The sequence below is a fragment of the Brevundimonas vesicularis genome, from assembly GCF_014204545.1.
Classification (GTDB): domain Bacteria; phylum Pseudomonadota; class Alphaproteobacteria; order Caulobacterales; family Caulobacteraceae; genus Brevundimonas; species Brevundimonas vesicularis_B.
Map to the genome: position 1 here is coordinate 630,549 of NZ_JACHLJ010000001.1, position 14,320 is coordinate 644,868.

The 14,320-nt window shown below is 65.5% G+C and carries 19 protein-coding genes and 1 tRNA gene; 3 read left to right on the plus strand and 17 right to left on the minus strand.

Annotation, left to right across the window (positions count from 1 at the left end; translation table 11 throughout):
- Nucleotides 1–56 precede the first annotated feature (56 nt).
- Together HNP47_RS03135 and HNP47_RS03140 are read left to right on the plus strand one after the other, a co-directional pair.
- Nucleotides 57–308: a hypothetical protein gene (locus HNP47_RS03135; protein WP_017503900.1), complete on the plus strand. Its 252-nt coding sequence runs from the start codon at nucleotides 57–59 to the stop codon at nucleotides 306–308.
- The gene (locus HNP47_RS03140) at nucleotides 308–502 is read left to right on the plus strand and encodes a DUF2842 domain-containing protein (protein ID WP_184278297.1); all 195 of its coding nucleotides are present in this window, start codon (nucleotides 308–310) and stop codon (nucleotides 500–502) included. Before HNP47_RS03135 ends, HNP47_RS03140 begins: the two co-directional genes overlap by 1 nt.
- 77 nt (nucleotides 503–579) lie before the next feature.
- Here HNP47_RS03140 and HNP47_RS03145 read toward each other — a convergent pair.
- The 7 genes from HNP47_RS03145 to HNP47_RS03175 all read right to left on the minus strand — a co-directional run bounded on the left by HNP47_RS03145 (nucleotide 580) and on the right by HNP47_RS03175 (nucleotide 4,720).
- A tRNA-Pro gene (locus HNP47_RS03145) sits at nucleotides 580–656 on the minus strand.
- A gap of 59 nt (nucleotides 657–715) precedes the next feature.
- Nucleotides 716–1,123, minus strand: coding sequence for a MerR family transcriptional regulator (locus HNP47_RS03150; RefSeq protein ID WP_184278299.1), 408 nt, complete (start codon nucleotides 1,121–1,123; stop codon nucleotides 716–718).
- Nucleotides 1,124–1,128: 5 nt separating this feature from the next.
- Complete coding sequence (locus HNP47_RS03155; RefSeq protein WP_184278301.1) at nucleotides 1,129–1,437, minus strand: integration host factor subunit alpha; 309 nt, start codon at nucleotides 1,435–1,437, stop codon at nucleotides 1,129–1,131.
- 77 nt (nucleotides 1,438–1,514) lie between these two features.
- Nucleotides 1,515–2,492: a beta-ketoacyl-ACP synthase III gene (locus tag HNP47_RS03160; RefSeq protein WP_184278303.1), complete on the minus strand. Its 978-nt coding sequence runs from the start codon at nucleotides 2,490–2,492 to the stop codon at nucleotides 1,515–1,517.
- Nucleotides 2,489–3,532, minus strand: coding sequence for a phosphate acyltransferase PlsX (gene plsX, locus HNP47_RS03165; protein WP_409360146.1), 1,044 nt, complete (start codon nucleotides 3,530–3,532; stop codon nucleotides 2,489–2,491). The genes HNP47_RS03160 and plsX overlap by 4 nt, the downstream gene beginning before the upstream one ends.
- Before the next feature lie 139 nt (nucleotides 3,533–3,671).
- Entirely contained in the window at nucleotides 3,672–4,190 is a 519-nt protein-coding gene (locus tag HNP47_RS03170; protein WP_184278305.1) for a DUF177 domain-containing protein, read from the minus strand.
- Between the two features lie 5 nt (nucleotides 4,191–4,195).
- The gene (locus HNP47_RS03175; RefSeq protein ID WP_184278306.1) at nucleotides 4,196–4,720 is read right to left on the minus strand and encodes a ubiquinol-cytochrome C chaperone family protein; all 525 of its coding nucleotides are present in this window, start codon (nucleotides 4,718–4,720) and stop codon (nucleotides 4,196–4,198) included.
- A 91-nt stretch (nucleotides 4,721–4,811) separates the two neighbouring features.
- On the opposite strand from HNP47_RS03175, the gene HNP47_RS03180 reads away from it, so the two are divergent.
- Nucleotides 4,812–5,291: an outer membrane protein assembly factor BamE gene (locus HNP47_RS03180; protein ID WP_184278307.1), complete on the plus strand. Its 480-nt coding sequence runs from the start codon at nucleotides 4,812–4,814 to the stop codon at nucleotides 5,289–5,291.
- A gap of 76 nt (nucleotides 5,292–5,367) precedes the next feature.
- On the opposite strand, the gene HNP47_RS03185 is transcribed toward HNP47_RS03180, so the two are convergent.
- The 10 genes from HNP47_RS03185 to glyA form a co-directional block, all read right to left on the minus strand.
- Nucleotides 5,368–7,515: a sodium-translocating pyrophosphatase gene (locus HNP47_RS03185; RefSeq protein WP_184278308.1), complete on the minus strand. Its 2,148-nt coding sequence runs from the start codon at nucleotides 7,513–7,515 to the stop codon at nucleotides 5,368–5,370.
- A 177-nt stretch (nucleotides 7,516–7,692) separates the two neighbouring features.
- Nucleotides 7,693–8,124 carry a hypothetical protein gene (locus tag HNP47_RS03190; protein ID WP_184278309.1) on the minus strand — a complete coding sequence of 144 codons (432 nt, stop codon included), beginning with the start codon at nucleotides 8,122–8,124 and terminating at the stop codon, nucleotides 7,693–7,695.
- 42 nt (nucleotides 8,125–8,166) lie between these two features.
- A complete protein-coding gene (gene thiL, locus HNP47_RS03195; RefSeq protein ID WP_184278310.1) occupies nucleotides 8,167–9,156 on the minus strand; it encodes a thiamine-phosphate kinase in 990 nt (329 codons plus the stop codon).
- Nucleotides 9,156–9,680: a transcription antitermination factor NusB gene (nusB, locus tag HNP47_RS03200; protein WP_066627734.1), complete on the minus strand. Its 525-nt coding sequence runs from the start codon at nucleotides 9,678–9,680 to the stop codon at nucleotides 9,156–9,158. The genes thiL and nusB overlap by 1 nt, the downstream gene beginning before the upstream one ends.
- A complete protein-coding gene (gene ribH / locus HNP47_RS03205) occupies nucleotides 9,677–10,138 on the minus strand; it encodes a 6,7-dimethyl-8-ribityllumazine synthase (RefSeq protein WP_017503913.1) in 462 nt (153 codons plus the stop codon). Before ribH ends, nusB begins: the two co-directional genes overlap by 4 nt.
- On the minus strand, nucleotides 10,135–11,271 hold the full coding sequence (gene ribB, locus HNP47_RS03210; RefSeq protein WP_184278311.1) for a 3,4-dihydroxy-2-butanone-4-phosphate synthase: 1,137 nt from the start codon (nucleotides 11,269–11,271) through the stop codon (nucleotides 10,135–10,137). Before ribB ends, ribH begins: the two co-directional genes overlap by 4 nt.
- Entirely contained in the window at nucleotides 11,271–11,861 is a 591-nt protein-coding gene (locus HNP47_RS03215; RefSeq protein WP_184278312.1) for a riboflavin synthase, read from the minus strand. The genes ribB and HNP47_RS03215 overlap by 1 nt, the downstream gene beginning before the upstream one ends.
- A 65-nt stretch (nucleotides 11,862–11,926) precedes the next feature.
- A complete protein-coding gene (locus HNP47_RS03220; protein ID WP_184278313.1) occupies nucleotides 11,927–12,547 on the minus strand; it encodes a RibD family protein in 621 nt (206 codons plus the stop codon).
- On the minus strand, nucleotides 12,547–13,017 hold the full coding sequence (nrdR, locus tag HNP47_RS03225) for a transcriptional regulator NrdR (RefSeq protein ID WP_039245113.1): 471 nt from the start codon (nucleotides 13,015–13,017) through the stop codon (nucleotides 12,547–12,549). Before nrdR ends, HNP47_RS03220 begins: the two co-directional genes overlap by 1 nt.
- A gap of 7 nt (nucleotides 13,018–13,024) precedes the next feature.
- Nucleotides 13,025–14,308: a serine hydroxymethyltransferase gene (gene glyA, locus HNP47_RS03230; protein WP_174085132.1), complete on the minus strand. Its 1,284-nt coding sequence runs from the start codon at nucleotides 14,306–14,308 to the stop codon at nucleotides 13,025–13,027.
- Nucleotides 14,309–14,320: the final 12 nt, after the last annotated feature.

A 14,320-nucleotide genomic window follows, 5' to 3' on the forward strand; every position in this document is an offset into this window, starting at 1 on the left:
AGCGACAAGATCGAGTCGGATTGAGTTAACGGCGCTGTCGCCGCAGGAGATCAGGGTTGCAATACGCCGATATCGCCGCCGCCGTCGCAGGCGGCCTGCTGCTGGCCTGGATCGCCGACCTTCTGACGGGCCGGCGCGGCTTCGGCGGCACAAGCCTTGTGTCCGGGATCGGCCTGGCCTGCGGATGGTTTCTGGCGGTACGGGTCTTCGCGGTCAGCACGATGGACAGCTGGGTCTGGGTGCCGTGGGCGCTCGTGGGATCGGGCATCTGTCTCGTGGCCTTCTTCCTGTTTCGGAACAAGCGCTGATGCCGCCGCGTCTGCGTCGCTTCGTCGCCGCGATCGGCGTGCTGCTCTTTCTCGTTTTCTGGGTCTGGGGCCTGATCGCCCTGCGCGGAATGCTGCCGCCGTCGCAGTGGATTGACTTCCTGTTCTTCGGCATCGGCGGCACCGCCTGGGGCCTGCCGCTCATCCCTTTGCTGCGATGGACCGAGCGGGGCTGAGCGCCAAACCTGCCACCAAATACGGCGATGGGGCCGCCCGCAAGGACGACCCCACCATCATCATTCTTTTCCAAGAATGGTCGGAGCGACAGGATTCGAACCTGCGACCCCTTGACCCCCAGTCAAGTGCGCTACCAGGCTGCGCCACGCTCCGAAGGCGCTCCCTATAGACGGGGGGACCGCTGTCCGCAAACGCTAAAACGACTTTTCCACCTACCGTGAAAGAACGGCGTCCAGACGCGCCTTGGCCTGTTCCAGATCGGCCAGAACCTTATGCAATTTCGAGGTTTCGGCCCGCGCGACATCGGAAGACGCCGTAGCGAACGTGACATCGCCGTCGTCGATCAGTGCAGCGGCCTCCGCACCGATAAGCTTTTTCAGCCCCTGTTCCTTGTGCAGACGCTGCACGCCGCGAATCGTCAGCCCGTCATTGTGCAGCAGGCGTTTGACCGCCTTCAGCACCGCGATGTCCTGAGGCCGATAGAAGCGCCGACCGCCGGCCCGCTTCACAGGTGTGACGAAATCGAACTTCGTCTCCCAGAACCGCAGGACATGCTGGGGCGCGCCGACCTCTTCGGCCGCTTCGGAAATGGTTCGGAAGGCGTCGGCGCTCTTGGCCACCGCGATCAGGCCTCGACGACGGCGTCGTGAACCCGGCTTTTCATGATTTGCGAAGCGCGGAAGCTGATGACCCGGCGCGGATTGATCGCCGCCGGTTCGCCCGTCTTGGGATTGCGGCCCATCCGTGCGCGCTTCTCACGCACTTGGAAGACGCCGAAGCCGGACAGTTTCACCGTCTCGCCGCGCTCGAGCGATTCGACGATCAGTTCCAGGGTGCGCTCGACCATGCTGGAGCATTCCTGACGCGACAGGCCGACCTCTTCATGCACGGCTTCGCACAGGTCGGCGCGCGTCACGGTCTGTTGGCCTGCCATCGTATCCCCGCTGTCATGCGATCCGCTCGCATCCATAGGGGCGCAAAGCCCCCGAAAAATCAATGCCTCGATGTCGATTAGAGCCGAAGCGCGCAGGCGCCCCATGTCAGGCCGCCGCCCATGGCTTCAAGCAGCACCAGATCCCCCTTCTTGATTCGCCCGTCCTGGATCGCAGCATCCAGAGCCAGCGGGATCGAGGCGGCGGAGGTGTTGGCGTGGGTGGCGACGGTGGAGATCACCTTGTTCTCGTCCAAACCCAATCGGTCGCCGACGCCCTTGATGATTCTCTGGTTGGCCTGGTGCGGCACGAACCAGTCGACATCCGCGATCTGGATGTTGGCGGCGGCGCAGGCGGCGGTAATGCCTTCTGCGATATTTACGACCGCATGGCGGAAGACTTGATTTCCGGCCATGCGCAGATGACCGACGGTCCCCGTCGTCGCCGGGCCGCCATCGACGTAGAGCAGATCGGTCTTGGATCCGTCAGCCCGCAAGGCGAAGCCCAGCATACCCTGGTCGTCCGATGTCCCCTGCCCTTCGCGCGGTTCCAGCACCACGGCGCCGGCCCCGTCGCCGAACAGGACGCAGGTGGTCCGGTCGGTCCAGTCCATCAGCCGCGTCATTTCCTCGGCCCCGATCACTAGGGCGCATTTCGACAGGCCCCGCGCCACGAAGCCGTCAGCGACGCTGAGCGCATAGACGAAACCGGAGCAGACGGCTTGCACGTCAAAAGCGATGCCGACGCCCGCGCCCAACTTGGCCTGGACGATCGATGCGACCGCCGGGAAGGTCATGTCCGGCGTGGTGGTGGCCACGATAATCAGATCGACATGGGACGCCGCCTTGCCCGCGTCGGCGAGCGCCTTCCTGGCGGCCTCGACGGCCAGATCGCTGGTCGGCTGGTCATCGCGCGCCTTGTGACGCTGTTTGATGCCGGTGCGCTCCTGAATCCATTCGTCGGACGTGTCGATGAATTTGGCCAGGTCGGCGTTTGTGACGATTTCGTCCGGCAGATAAGAGCCGACGCCGGTCACGGCGCTGCGGGTCACGGTCACTGGAGGGGTTCTCCCACGGCTGCGGCGGGCTTGGCGGCATGGTCGAACACCGCGTCCAGCTTGCCCAGGTTGTCCCCCACCTTGCTCATATAGTCGCTGCGGGCCAGATCGACAGCGATGCGGATCGCATTGCCGAACCCCTTGGCGTCGGCGCCGCCATGGCTCTTCACCACAATACCGTTCAGGCCCAACAGGGGGCCGCCGTTGATGGCGCTGGGGTCGATCTTCTCGCGCATCTTCTTCAACGCCGGCATGGCGATGACGGCGCCCAGCTTAGATTGCAGGTTCGAGGTCAGGGCCTCTTTCAGCAGGGCGGAAATATAGCGCGCCGTGCCTTCGGCAGTCTTCAGCGCGATATTGCCTGTGAAGCCGTCGGTCACCACCACATCCACCGTGCCCTTGGCGATATCGTCGCCCTCGACGAAGCCGTGGTAGTTCAAATCGAACGGACCATCGCGCAGGATTGCGTGCGCCTCCTTGACCTGTTCGTTGCCCTTCATGTCTTCCGAACCGACGTTCAACAGGCCGATGGTCGGGCGGGCGATACCGCGCACGGCTGACTGGAACGCCTCGCCCATGATGGCGAACTCGATCAGCTGCTCCGCATCGCTGCCGATGTTGGCGCCGACGTCCAGAACCGCCGTGTGGCCCTTGAAGGTGGGCCAGCTGGCGACGATGGCCGGACGCTCAAGCCCGGGCGCAGACATCCGCAGAATCAGTTTCGAGATCGCCATAAGAGCGCCGGTGTTGCCGGCCGAGACGACGCTGCCGGCCTGGCCCGTCTTCACCGCCTCGATGGCGTTCCACAGGCTGGAGCCCTTGCCGCGCCGCATGGCCTGGGCCGGCTTTTCGTCCATGGCCACGACCTTGTCGGTGTGGCGGACTTCGCACATGTCCGCCGTCAGGCCGCAACGCGCCAGTTCGGGAGCGATCTTGGCCTCGTCGCCATGCAGCAAGAAGCGAACCCCCTCGCCGTCATGAGTGCGGATATAGCTGCGGATGCCGGGAACGACGACGGAGGGCCCGTGATCGCCGCCCATGGCGTCAAGCGAGATCGTAACTGGGGCTGGCAAATGGACCTCTTATGGCCGCGTCGTCTTGTCGCGCGACGCTTGGCAGGATGCGCTGGACGATAGCGCCGACGCCGGGGGATGCAACCACCCGGCCCTTACGTCAACCTCAGCCTTGGTCGTCTTTGGCCTTAAGCGCCTTCAGGGCTGCAAACGGCGAAATCTCCGTCGGCTCCTCAGGTTGCACGAACTCTGCGCCGGGCTTGCGCGGGAACGGATCAAGCGAGAGCACCAACTGCTCGACCGCATACTGGCCCAGGTCGATCTTGCCGTCCTCGATCACATCGGCGTCTTCTTCATCCAACGTGACTTCGATCTCGTCGGTTTCCTCGGGCTTGGCTTCGACAAGCTGAATGGAGAACCGGCGATCCACATCGACTGGCAAGGGCTCCAGCGTCAGGCCGCAGGTCTGCACCGCGTGTGCGGTCACCCTGCCCTTCATCGTCCATTCGCTGGTCGACGGCGTCGGCTTGATCTCCAGATCGACAGCGAAATCGTCCAGCCCCTGAAGATCGAGACTGCGGGCGATTCGCATGCGAGTGTCTGCATCCGGTTCCAGCCGGCGGCTTAAGCCCGCGCCGATCTGATTGACCCGCACCGTTTCGCTGTAGGGGAGCGTCACGCTCATCTCTTTCAAACTTCCGTCCAGGCCGGCGTCGCCAGCACCTTGTTGAAATCCTGCGCCGCCAAGGCCGCGCGTGTCGTCAGCGCATAGCGCGCCAATGTGTCCGCATGGGGCGCTTGCGGGTCTGCATAGACATTCTTCGCCATCGCCTCCGCCAAAGCCGCCGCATCGCCGGCGCGCAGGGACTGCTCATAGGCGTTCATCCGGCCGTAGAGGGCTTCGCCCAGCTTGCGCATCTTCTTGCCGACGGCGACGTCGCCCACGCCCTCCTCTCGCAAGACGTGATCCAGCGCCGAGACATAGACGTCGAACACCGCCTGAGCCGCATCCTGGCCCTGAGCCGTGTTCTCATCGCGCAGCCGCAGCACCAGCAACAGCACATGCAGCGTGTAGAGTTCGAATCGCGCGTCGATCCGGTCATCGACCGCCAGTCGCGTGTAGAAGGCCGGATTGCGGGCCTGGCTGACGGCCTTGGCGTAGAGATCGTCGCCAAGACGGACGCCGGACCGGGGTTTGAACAGGTTTTTCAGCATGGGTTTCAACGGCCCCTTTTCCGCCGCGCCGTTGAACTAGGACGCAGGTCCGTCTAGGTCAAAGACCTTGTTCTCTCGCAGGCGCCCGACCATGTCCCGTTTCGTCCCGCTTTTCGTCGCCGTTTCGCTGGCCGGCCTGTCGGCCGCCTGTGCTCCGACCATCGGCTCCAACGGCTTCCAGGCCATCGACGCCAAGCCCCAGGACGTGGTCGCCGGCACCGACACCAAGGAAACGGTCCTGGCCAAGCTGGGTTCGCCCTCGACCACCTCGACCTTCGAGCCTGATCAGGTCTGGTACTACATCAGCCAGACGACCGAGAAATACACCTACAACCTGCCCAAGGTGTCTACCCGCACGGTGACCGAGATCACCTTCGCGCCCGAAGGCGACCAAGTAGCGTCCGTCCGCACCCTAGGCCTGACGGACGGCGAGCAGATCGCCATGAACCGTAACGAGACGCCGACGCGCGGCCGCGAGCTGACGGTGCTTGAACAACTGCTCGGCAACGTCGGGCGCGGCCAACTGCCTCGCACCGAAGAAGACCTACCCGGCCAGCGCCGCCCCGACTAAGGCCACCTTCTCCTCCCAAACAAAGACGCCCCGGAGATCGCTCTCCGGGGCGTTTTCGTATCCGCAGTCTGACGACCTAGCCGATGTTGCCGCTCGCCAGCACCGCCAGCAGCAGCAGGGCGACGATGTTGGTGATCTTGATCATCGGGTTCACCGCCGGACCAGACGTATCCTTGTAGGGATCGCCGACCGTGTCGCCGGTCACGGCTGCCTTGTGGGCTTCGGAGCCCTTGCCGTGGACGACACCGTTCTTGTCGGTGAAGCCTTCCTCGATCACCTTCTTGGCGTTGTCCCAGGCGCCGCCGCCCGACGTCATGGAGATGGCGACGAACAGGCCGGTCACGATCACCCCCATCAGCATGGCGCCCAGGGCCGCAAAGGCGTTGGCCTTGTCCGAAATCGCCAGCACCGCCACGAACAGGACGATGGGCGACAGCACCGGCAACAGCGACGGCACGATCATCTCTCGGATCGCCGCCTTGGTCAGGATGTCGACGGCCCGGCCGTATTCCGGCTTCACCTGATAGGTCATGATGCCGGGGTTCTCGCGGAACTGGCGCCGCACTTCCGCAACGACGGACTCGGCCGCCCGTCCCACCGCCATCATCGACATCCCGCCGAACAGGAAGGGCAGCAGCCCTCCGAACAGCAGGCCAACGACGACGTAAGGGTTGGTCAGATCGAAGGCGATCTCCCCCATGCCCGCAAAGAAGGGGTAGTCCGCCGGGTTGGCCGAGAAATACTGCAGGTCCGACGTATAGGCGGCGAACAGGACCAGCGCCCCCAGACCCGCCGAACCGATGGCATAGCCCTTGGTCACCGCCTTGGTGGTGTTGCCCACGGCGTCCAGGGCATCCGTCGAATGCCGCACGTCGCTGGGCAGGCCCGCCATCTCGGCGATGCCGCCGGCGTTGTCGGTCACGGGTCCGAAGGCGTCCAGCGCCACGATCATTCCCGCCACACCGAGCATGGTGGTGGTGGCGATGGCGATGCCGAACAGGCCGGCCAACTGGAAGCTCGCCACGATGCCGACGATGATCGTCAGCGCCGGCAGCGCCGTCGCCTCAAGCGAGACGGCCAGGCCTTGAATGACATTGGTGCCGTGCCCGGACACCGAGGCGTTGGCGACCGATCGCACCGGGCGGAAGCCGGATCCGGTATAGTATTCGGTCACGACCACGATCGCCGCCGTCACCGCCAATCCAACCATGCCGGACCAGAACAGCGCCATCGGCTGGATTTCCAGACCGCTGGCCGTCACGATCGGCCCCGTCACCATCTGGTCTATCACCCACCAGACCGCACCGATGGACAGGACGCCGGTGACGATCAGCCCCTGATAGAGCGCGCCCATGATGTTGTTGGACTTGCCCAACCGCACAAAGAAGCTGCCGACGATGGAGGTCACGATGCACACCGCGCAGATCGCCAGCGGCAGCACCATCATCAGATCCACATAGGGCTGGCCCCTGAAGAAGATCGCGGCCAGCACCATGGTCGCAACGGTCGTCACGGCATAGGTCTCGAAAAGGTCGGCCGCCATGCCGGCGCAGTCGCCGACATTGTCGCCCACATTGTCGGCGATGGTCGCGGCGTTACGAGGATCGTCCTCGGGAATGCCCGCCTCGACCTTGCCCACCATGTCGCCGCCCACGTCGGCGCCCTTGGTGAAAATGCCGCCGCCCAGGCGCGCGAAGATCGAGATCAGCGAGGCGCCGAAGCCCAGCGCCACCAGCCCATCGATCACTTCGCGGCCCGTCGAAGCCAATCCCAGATGCTGGGTCAGCACGATGTAGTAGCCTGACACCCCGATCAGAGCGCCGCCTGCCACGAACATGCCCGTGATGGCGCCCGAGCGGAACGCCAGGTTCAACCCTTTGGACAGGCTTTCGGACGCCGCCTGAGCCGTGCGCACATTGGCCCGCACCGAGATCAGCATCCCGGCGTAGCCGGCCGCGCCAGACAGGACGGCGCCGATCAGGAAGCCGATGGCGGCGTAAGCGCCGATCAGGAAATAGGCGGCGATCAGGATCACGATCCCGACGATGCCGATGGTCAGATATTGCCGCTTCAGATAGGCCGAGGCGCCTTCCTGGATCGCGGCGGCGATCTCTCGCATCTTGTCGTTGCCGGTGCTCGCCTTCATCAGCACGGCGGTCTGTGCGGCGCCATACAGCACCGCCAGCACACCGGCCGCGAAGACCAGCGTAAGTGAGTTCGTCATTGGCGTTTCCATGCCCTTGCAAACAGGCGCGCAGGCCTTGGCGCGGTCGGGCGTTATCGCCTCTGTCCGCCTTCCGGTCCCCCCGCACGCGGCGAACGCGTCAGTGCGTTCTTTGGGATTTGCAACGGGAGCCTGTCATGGCAGGCGGAGTGACGCAACAGCGGTCGGTCAGGCCGTTCAGCGGGCGGTCTGCATGCCCGTTCGGCGACGCGGCGACTGGCTGACGACCTCGACGCGCCGGACGGAGCCGCGACCCGAGATCGCCGCAGACGCCGCAACCAGCGAGGCAGACAGGGCCCGCTCGTCCAGCCGTGTCCAGTCGCCGGGCACGGTGAAGGGGGTCTTGTGCGCGGCGCGGACGACGGCGTCGCGGAAGAAGGCCTCCTTGGGCTTCATCTGCTCGACGGTCTTGCCGCCGCCGAGTTCGAGCCTGAGGGCGACGAAAACGTAGTTCCGCAAACGCCCGCCCTCGATGACGGGCAGGCCGAGGCCCGCGATGCTCAGGGCCGCAGGCGCAGACTCCGTTTCGCTGCCGGAGGCGGAAGCGCGACTGGCGGCGGCGCCGGTCAGGGCGGCGGTTCCGGCGGCGATCAGGGTTCTACGGTCCATGACGACATCCTGCCGGACGGGCGTTAGGATTCCCTTGCCGCCTCAGCCGTGGGTCCAGCCGTTTCTGGCCATCGGCACGGGCTGACCATCGTAAAGGACCGTCAGGCCCTGACCATTGGTGACCTCGCCGACGCGGGTCAGGCGAATCAGCCGGCGCTCGGCCTCGCGCCGCAGGGAGTCTTCGTGGCGCGGATGGGCGGTGAAGGCGATCTCATAGTCGTCGCCGCCGCTGGCGAGGTCTTCCAAAGACAGCTGCGGATCGACCCGGTCGTCGAACCAGGCCTGAGCCGCCGCGGACAGGGGCAGGACGTTCAGATTGAGCGCCACGCCGACCCTGCTCGCCTGCGCGATGTGGGCCAGGTCGGCGGCCAGGCCGTCCGACACGTCGACGGATGCGGTGGCGAACTCGCGCACGATGTCGGCGAAGTCGGTCCGTGGCGTCGGCATCCGATAGTGGCTGACCAAGGCATCCATCCGCTCTGGAGCCAGAGCCAGCTGTCCTTGCGCCGCCTTGAGCCCCAGAAGCCCGTCCCCGATGACGCCGGTGACGAAGACGAGGTCGCCGACCTGCGCCCCGGCGCGAGAAACGGTCTTGCCCGTCGGCGTCCACCCAAGGGCCGTCAGAGAGAGGGACAGCGGGCCGGGCGTCCTGACCGTGTCCCCGCCCAACAGGTGAACGCCGAACCGCGCCTGATCCTCGGCCAGCCCGGCCGCAAACGCCTCGCGCTCGGGCCAGCCGCAGCGCTCGGACCAGAAGCAGGCCAGAAGATAGCCGAATGGCTCAGCGCCTTTGGCGGCGAGGTCCGACAGATTGACCCGCAGCAGCTTCCTGGCGACCGTGTCCAGCGGATCGTTGGGCAGGAAATGCACGCCCTCGACGATGGCGTCCTTGGTCAGGACGAGGTCATAGCCGGGCCGTGACGGCAGCGCCGCCACATCGTCGGCCAGCCCCCTGCCCCACTCGGGATGGGCCAGGGGCTTGAACAGCCGCTCGATCGTCTCGAACTCGCCCGCGACGTCGAGCGCCGGCATTATTTGCGGGTGTCTTTCGCCACGCCGTCCAGCGCCGCGTTGACGAAGCGGGCCTCGGCGTCGTCGAAGAAGGCCTTGGCCAGTTCGACATATTCGTCGATCACGACCTCGCGCGGCGTCTCGGGATGCTTGATCAACTCCCACGCGCCCGAACGCAGCAAGGCGCGCAGGGTGGCGTCGATCCGCTCCAGCTTCCAGTTGGAGGCCAGGCGGGCCTTGATGGCCGCGTCGATGTCGCGCTGGCTTTCGATCACGCCGCGCACGATGTCGGCGAAATAGGCTTCGTCGGCCTCGGCCAGGGCTTCGCCCTCAATGTCCGTGTCGAAGCGGAAGTTGGAGAATTCGGTGATCACCGTCTCCACTCCCTCGCCCGCCAGTTCCATCTGATACAGGGCCTGGACGGCGGCGAGACGCGACACGGTGCGGGCGCGACGCTGTTTGGAGCTTAGATTGGGCTCGGCGCGCTGCTTTTCGGCTTCGGCGAGTTGTTCGAGGACGGCTTTGACGCTGTTCGGTTCAGTCATGCGCCGACGCCATGACGCAACCGCTTCTTCAATGCAATGAGGTCCAGGCACGCCTTGGCGGCGCCGCCGCCTTTATCCCCTTCCGAAAGACGGGCCCGATACCAGGCCTGGTCTTCGTCTTCGGTCGTCAGGATGCCGTTGCCGATGATGACGCCCTTGACGCCCAGCGCCATGATGCCGGCCGCCGACTGATCGGAGACGATCTCGAAATGGTAAGTCTCGCCACGGATGACCGTGCCCAGAGCGACATAGCCGTCATAGCGCGGTGCGGTCGGAAAGCGGCCGGCCTCCTCGGCCAGGGCGATGGCCGGCGGCACTTCCAGCGCGCCGGGCACGGTGATGACGTCGAAGTCGGCGCCGCGCGCCTTCAGCGTCTCCTTGGCCCCTTCCAACAGGGCGTCGGCCAGATCGTCGTAGAAGCGCGCCTCAACGATCAAAATACGGGGGGCTTCGGTCACGCCTTGGTTTCTCCATCCATGTCGCGCCAGCCGACGATGCGCAGGCCGTAGCCTTCCAGCGCCGTCGGTTCGGGTCGCGTCGAACTCATCACGATCATATCCCTGACGCCCAGGTCCAGCAGGATCTGAGCCCCCACGCCATAGGCGCGCAACGATCGATCCATCGCCGCTGGCTTGTCCGCGCCCGCCAGCCGTTCGGCCAGCGAGGTCAGCGACGGATCGCGCAGGAAGACGACGACGCCGGGACAATCATGGTCAGTGATCTGTTTCAGGGCGCTGGGCACATAGTCCTGGCGCGCCTCGACGTGGCCCAAGAGGTCGCAGGCGAAGTCCACCTGGTGCATTCGCACCAGGGTCGGTTTGGCCGGATCGATGCGCCCCTTGACCAAGGCCACATGCTCGGCGCCCTCGATGGTGTTCTTGTACAGCATCAGACGGAACGGGCCGCCGTGAACGCTTTCGAACGGCGTATCCATGATCCGCTCGACGAAGCGTTCGGTGCGGCGGCGATAGGCGATCAGGTCGGCGATGGTGCCGATCTTCAGCCCATGCAACTGGGCGAAGGCGACCAGATCGGGCATCCGCGCCATCTCGCCGTCGTCCTTGATGATCTCGCAGATCACCCCCGCGGGCGTCAGGCCGGCCATGCGGCTGATGTCCACCGCTGCCTCGGTGTGGCCAGCGCGGACCAGCACGCCGCCGTCGCGCGCGACCAGCGGGAAGATGTGTCCCGGCGAGACGATGTCGTCCATGCCCTTTGCCGCGTCGGTCGCCACATGAATGGTGCGCGAGCGGTCGGCGGCGGAAATGCCCGTCGTGACACCGTCCTTGGCCTCGATCGAGACGGTGAAGGCGGTCTTCATGCTCTCGCGGTTGTCGGCGGCCATCGGCGGCAGGCGCAGTTGCTGCGCGCGCTCGGCGGTCAGGGCCAGGCACACCAGGCCGCGCGCCTGGCGGATCATGAAGTTGATCTGGTCCGGCGTCGCGAACTGGGCGGGGATGATGATGTCCCCTTCGTTCTCGCGATCCTCGGCGTCCACCAGAATGTAGGGACGGCCGTTGCGGGCGTCTTCCAGAATGTCCTCGATGGGACTGATGGGGCTGTCGTTCATGTTCGCGGCCTGGGCTTGCATCACGCGGTCTCCTGCCACCGCGCGAGGTATCGCGCCAGCATGTCGATCTCCAGATTGACCGGATCGCCCACTTTCAAACGCCCCAAGGTCGTCACGTCCCAGGTGTGCGGGATGATGTTCAGCGAGAAGACCTGACCCTCGACGGCGTTTACGGTCAAGGACACGCCGTCCACGGTGATCGACCCCTTGGCGGCGATATAGCGATGCAGAGGCGCGGGAGCCTCGACCTCGATCCGGTGCGATCCGCCTTCGGGCGTGATCGAAACCACCCGCCCAAGACCATCGACGTGGCCGGACACGACATGGCCGCCCATCTCGTCGCCCAGCTTGGCGGCCCGCTCCAGATTGACGCCGTCGCCTGTCTTCCAGGCGCCCAGAGTGGTCTTGGACAGGGTCTCGTTCGACACTTCGACGGCGAACCATCCGGCGCCCTTTTCGGTCACCGTCAGGCAGCAGCCCGCGTGGCTGATGGAGGCGCCCAGGTCGATGCCGTCGGTGTTCCACGCGGTCTCGATCTCGTAACGGCGGTCGCGATCGGTCTCGCGGACCTCGCGGACGCGGCCGATGTCGGTGACGATGCCGGTGAACATTTGGACTCTGGACCCCTTGGGAGAAAAATACCGTCTAATTCGTCTAATCGTCTAATTGGACGGCGTCAGAGACGGGCGTAGCGTTCCCACAGATCGTCCCCGACGGGCTCGACGCCCAGGCGACGGAACTTGGGGGCGTCGGCCAGCTTTGCAAGAGCCAGTGCGGCGACGCAGGGCCGCCCCTCCCCGCCCAGCAGGATCGGGGCGCGAAACCATTCCAGCGCATCGACGGCGTTAGCGCGCAGGAAAGAGGCCGCGACCTGGCCCCCGCCTTCGATCAGAAGCGAGGTTGCACCGGCGGCTTCCAAGGCTTTCAGCACGGCAGGGATGGTCGGACGACCGTCTTCGGCGGCGACCTGCACGACCTTGGCGGCGCCGATCGCGCGCGGCTCCGCAGCGGTCAGGATCAGGGTGTTTTCGCTGGCGACCTTCGCCGTCTGCGGCGTGCGCAGGCGGCTGTCCAGCACGACCCGAAGCGGCTGATCCACGCTGCGGCCCGGAAGGCGGGCGGTCAGTTCGGGATCGTCGTGCAGAACCGTCTCGACACCGACCAGAATGGCGTCATGCCTCGCGCGCAGGCGGTGACCCTCCAGCCGCGCCGCCTCGCCGGTGATCCACTGGCTTTCACCCGATGCCGTGGCGATCCGCCCGTCCAAGGAGGTCGCCAGTTTCAGCGTGACCCGCATCAGGCCTTGCCGGACGGTTCGTCGAACCCTTCGTCGCCCAGAAATTTGGCGAAGTCGCCGGTGTGGCGGAAATCCTTGTAGACCGAGGCGTAGCGGACATAGGCCACCTCATCCACGCCCTTCAGCGCCTTCATGATGAAGTCGCCGACCGTGCTGGACGGGATTTCGGTCTCGCCCAGGCTTTCCAGCTGGCGGACGATCCGGTTGACCATCTGCTCGACCTGATCGGCCTGAACCGGGCGTTTGCGCAGGGCCACGCCCAGCGAGCGTTCCAGCTTGTCGCGATCGAAGGGCGTGCGCCGTCCATTACGTTTCAGGATGACCAACTCACGCAGTTGCACACGCTCGAACGTCGTGAAGCGCCCGTTGCAGTTCGGGCAGGACCGGCGGCGTCGAATGGCCGAGCCGTCGTCCGACGGCCGGCTGTCCTTCACCTGAGTATCCTGATGACCGCAAAAAGGGCACTTCATCAGGAGCTTATCCGTAGATCGGGAAGCGGTGCGTCAACTCTCGCACCTGGGCCGCGACGCCTGCGACCACGGCCGGATCGGCTTCGTCGCCGCCGTTCATCGACGAGACGACATCGGCGATCCAGTGACCGATCTGCTTGAACTCTTCCTCGCCGAAGCCGCGCGTGGTGCCGGCCGGGGTGCCTAATCGCACGCCGGAGGTGACGGTGAAGGGGGCGGTGTCGAACGGCACGCCGTTCTTGTTGCAGGTCATCAGCGCCTTTTCGAGCTCATGCTCGGTCGCCTTGCCGGTCACGCCCTTGGGCCGCAGGTCGACCAGCGCCAGGTGGCTGTCGGTGCCGCCCGAGACGATGGCCAGGCCGCGCTCGATCAGGACGCCGGACAGAGCCTGGGCGTTTTTGACTACCTGTTGCGCATAGCCCTTGAACTCGGGCTTCAGCGCCTCGCCGAAGGCCACGGCCTTGGCGGCGATGACGTGTTCCAGCGGGCCGCCTTGCAGGCCGGGGAAGACGGCGGAGTTGATCTTCTTGCCCAGATCAACGTCGTTCGAGAGGATCATGCCGCCGCGCGGACCACGCAGGGTCTTGTGCGTGGTCGTGGTGACGACGTGGGCGTGCGGGATCGGATCCGGATAGGCGCCGCCAGCGATCAGGCCCGCATAGTGGGCCATGTCCACCATCAGATAGGCGCCGACGCTGTCGGCGATTTCTCGGAAGCGCTTGAAGTCGATGTGGCGGCTGTAGGCCGAGGCGCCGGCCAGGATCAGCTTGGGCTTCTCGCGCTCTGCCATTTCGGCGACGTGGTCATAGTCGATCAGATGGGTGTCTTCGCGCACCTTGTAGGTCACAGGGCGGAACCACTTGCCCGACTGGTTCGCCGGCGAACCGTGCGTCAGGTGTCCGCCGCAGGCGAGATCCATGCCCAGGAAGGTGTCGCCGGGCTGCAGCAGGGTGAAGAAGACCGCCTGGTTCGCCTGGGCGCCCGAGTGGGGCTGGACGTTGGCGAAGGCCGCGCCGAACAGTTGCTTGGCCCGCTCCCGCGCCAGATCCTCGGTCACGTCGACGAACTCGCAGCCGCCGTAATAGCGACGACCGGGATAGCCTTCGGCGTATTTGTTGGTCAGGACCGAACCCTGTGCGTCCAGAACCGCCTGAGACACGATATTCTCGGACGCGATCAGCTCGATCTGTTCGCGCTGACGGCCCAGCTCGCCCTGAATGCCCTTGAAGACATCAGGATCGGCGTCAGCGAGCGTCTTGGTGAAATAGGCGTCGTGGGTGAAGGCCGTCACGCTGGAATCCCC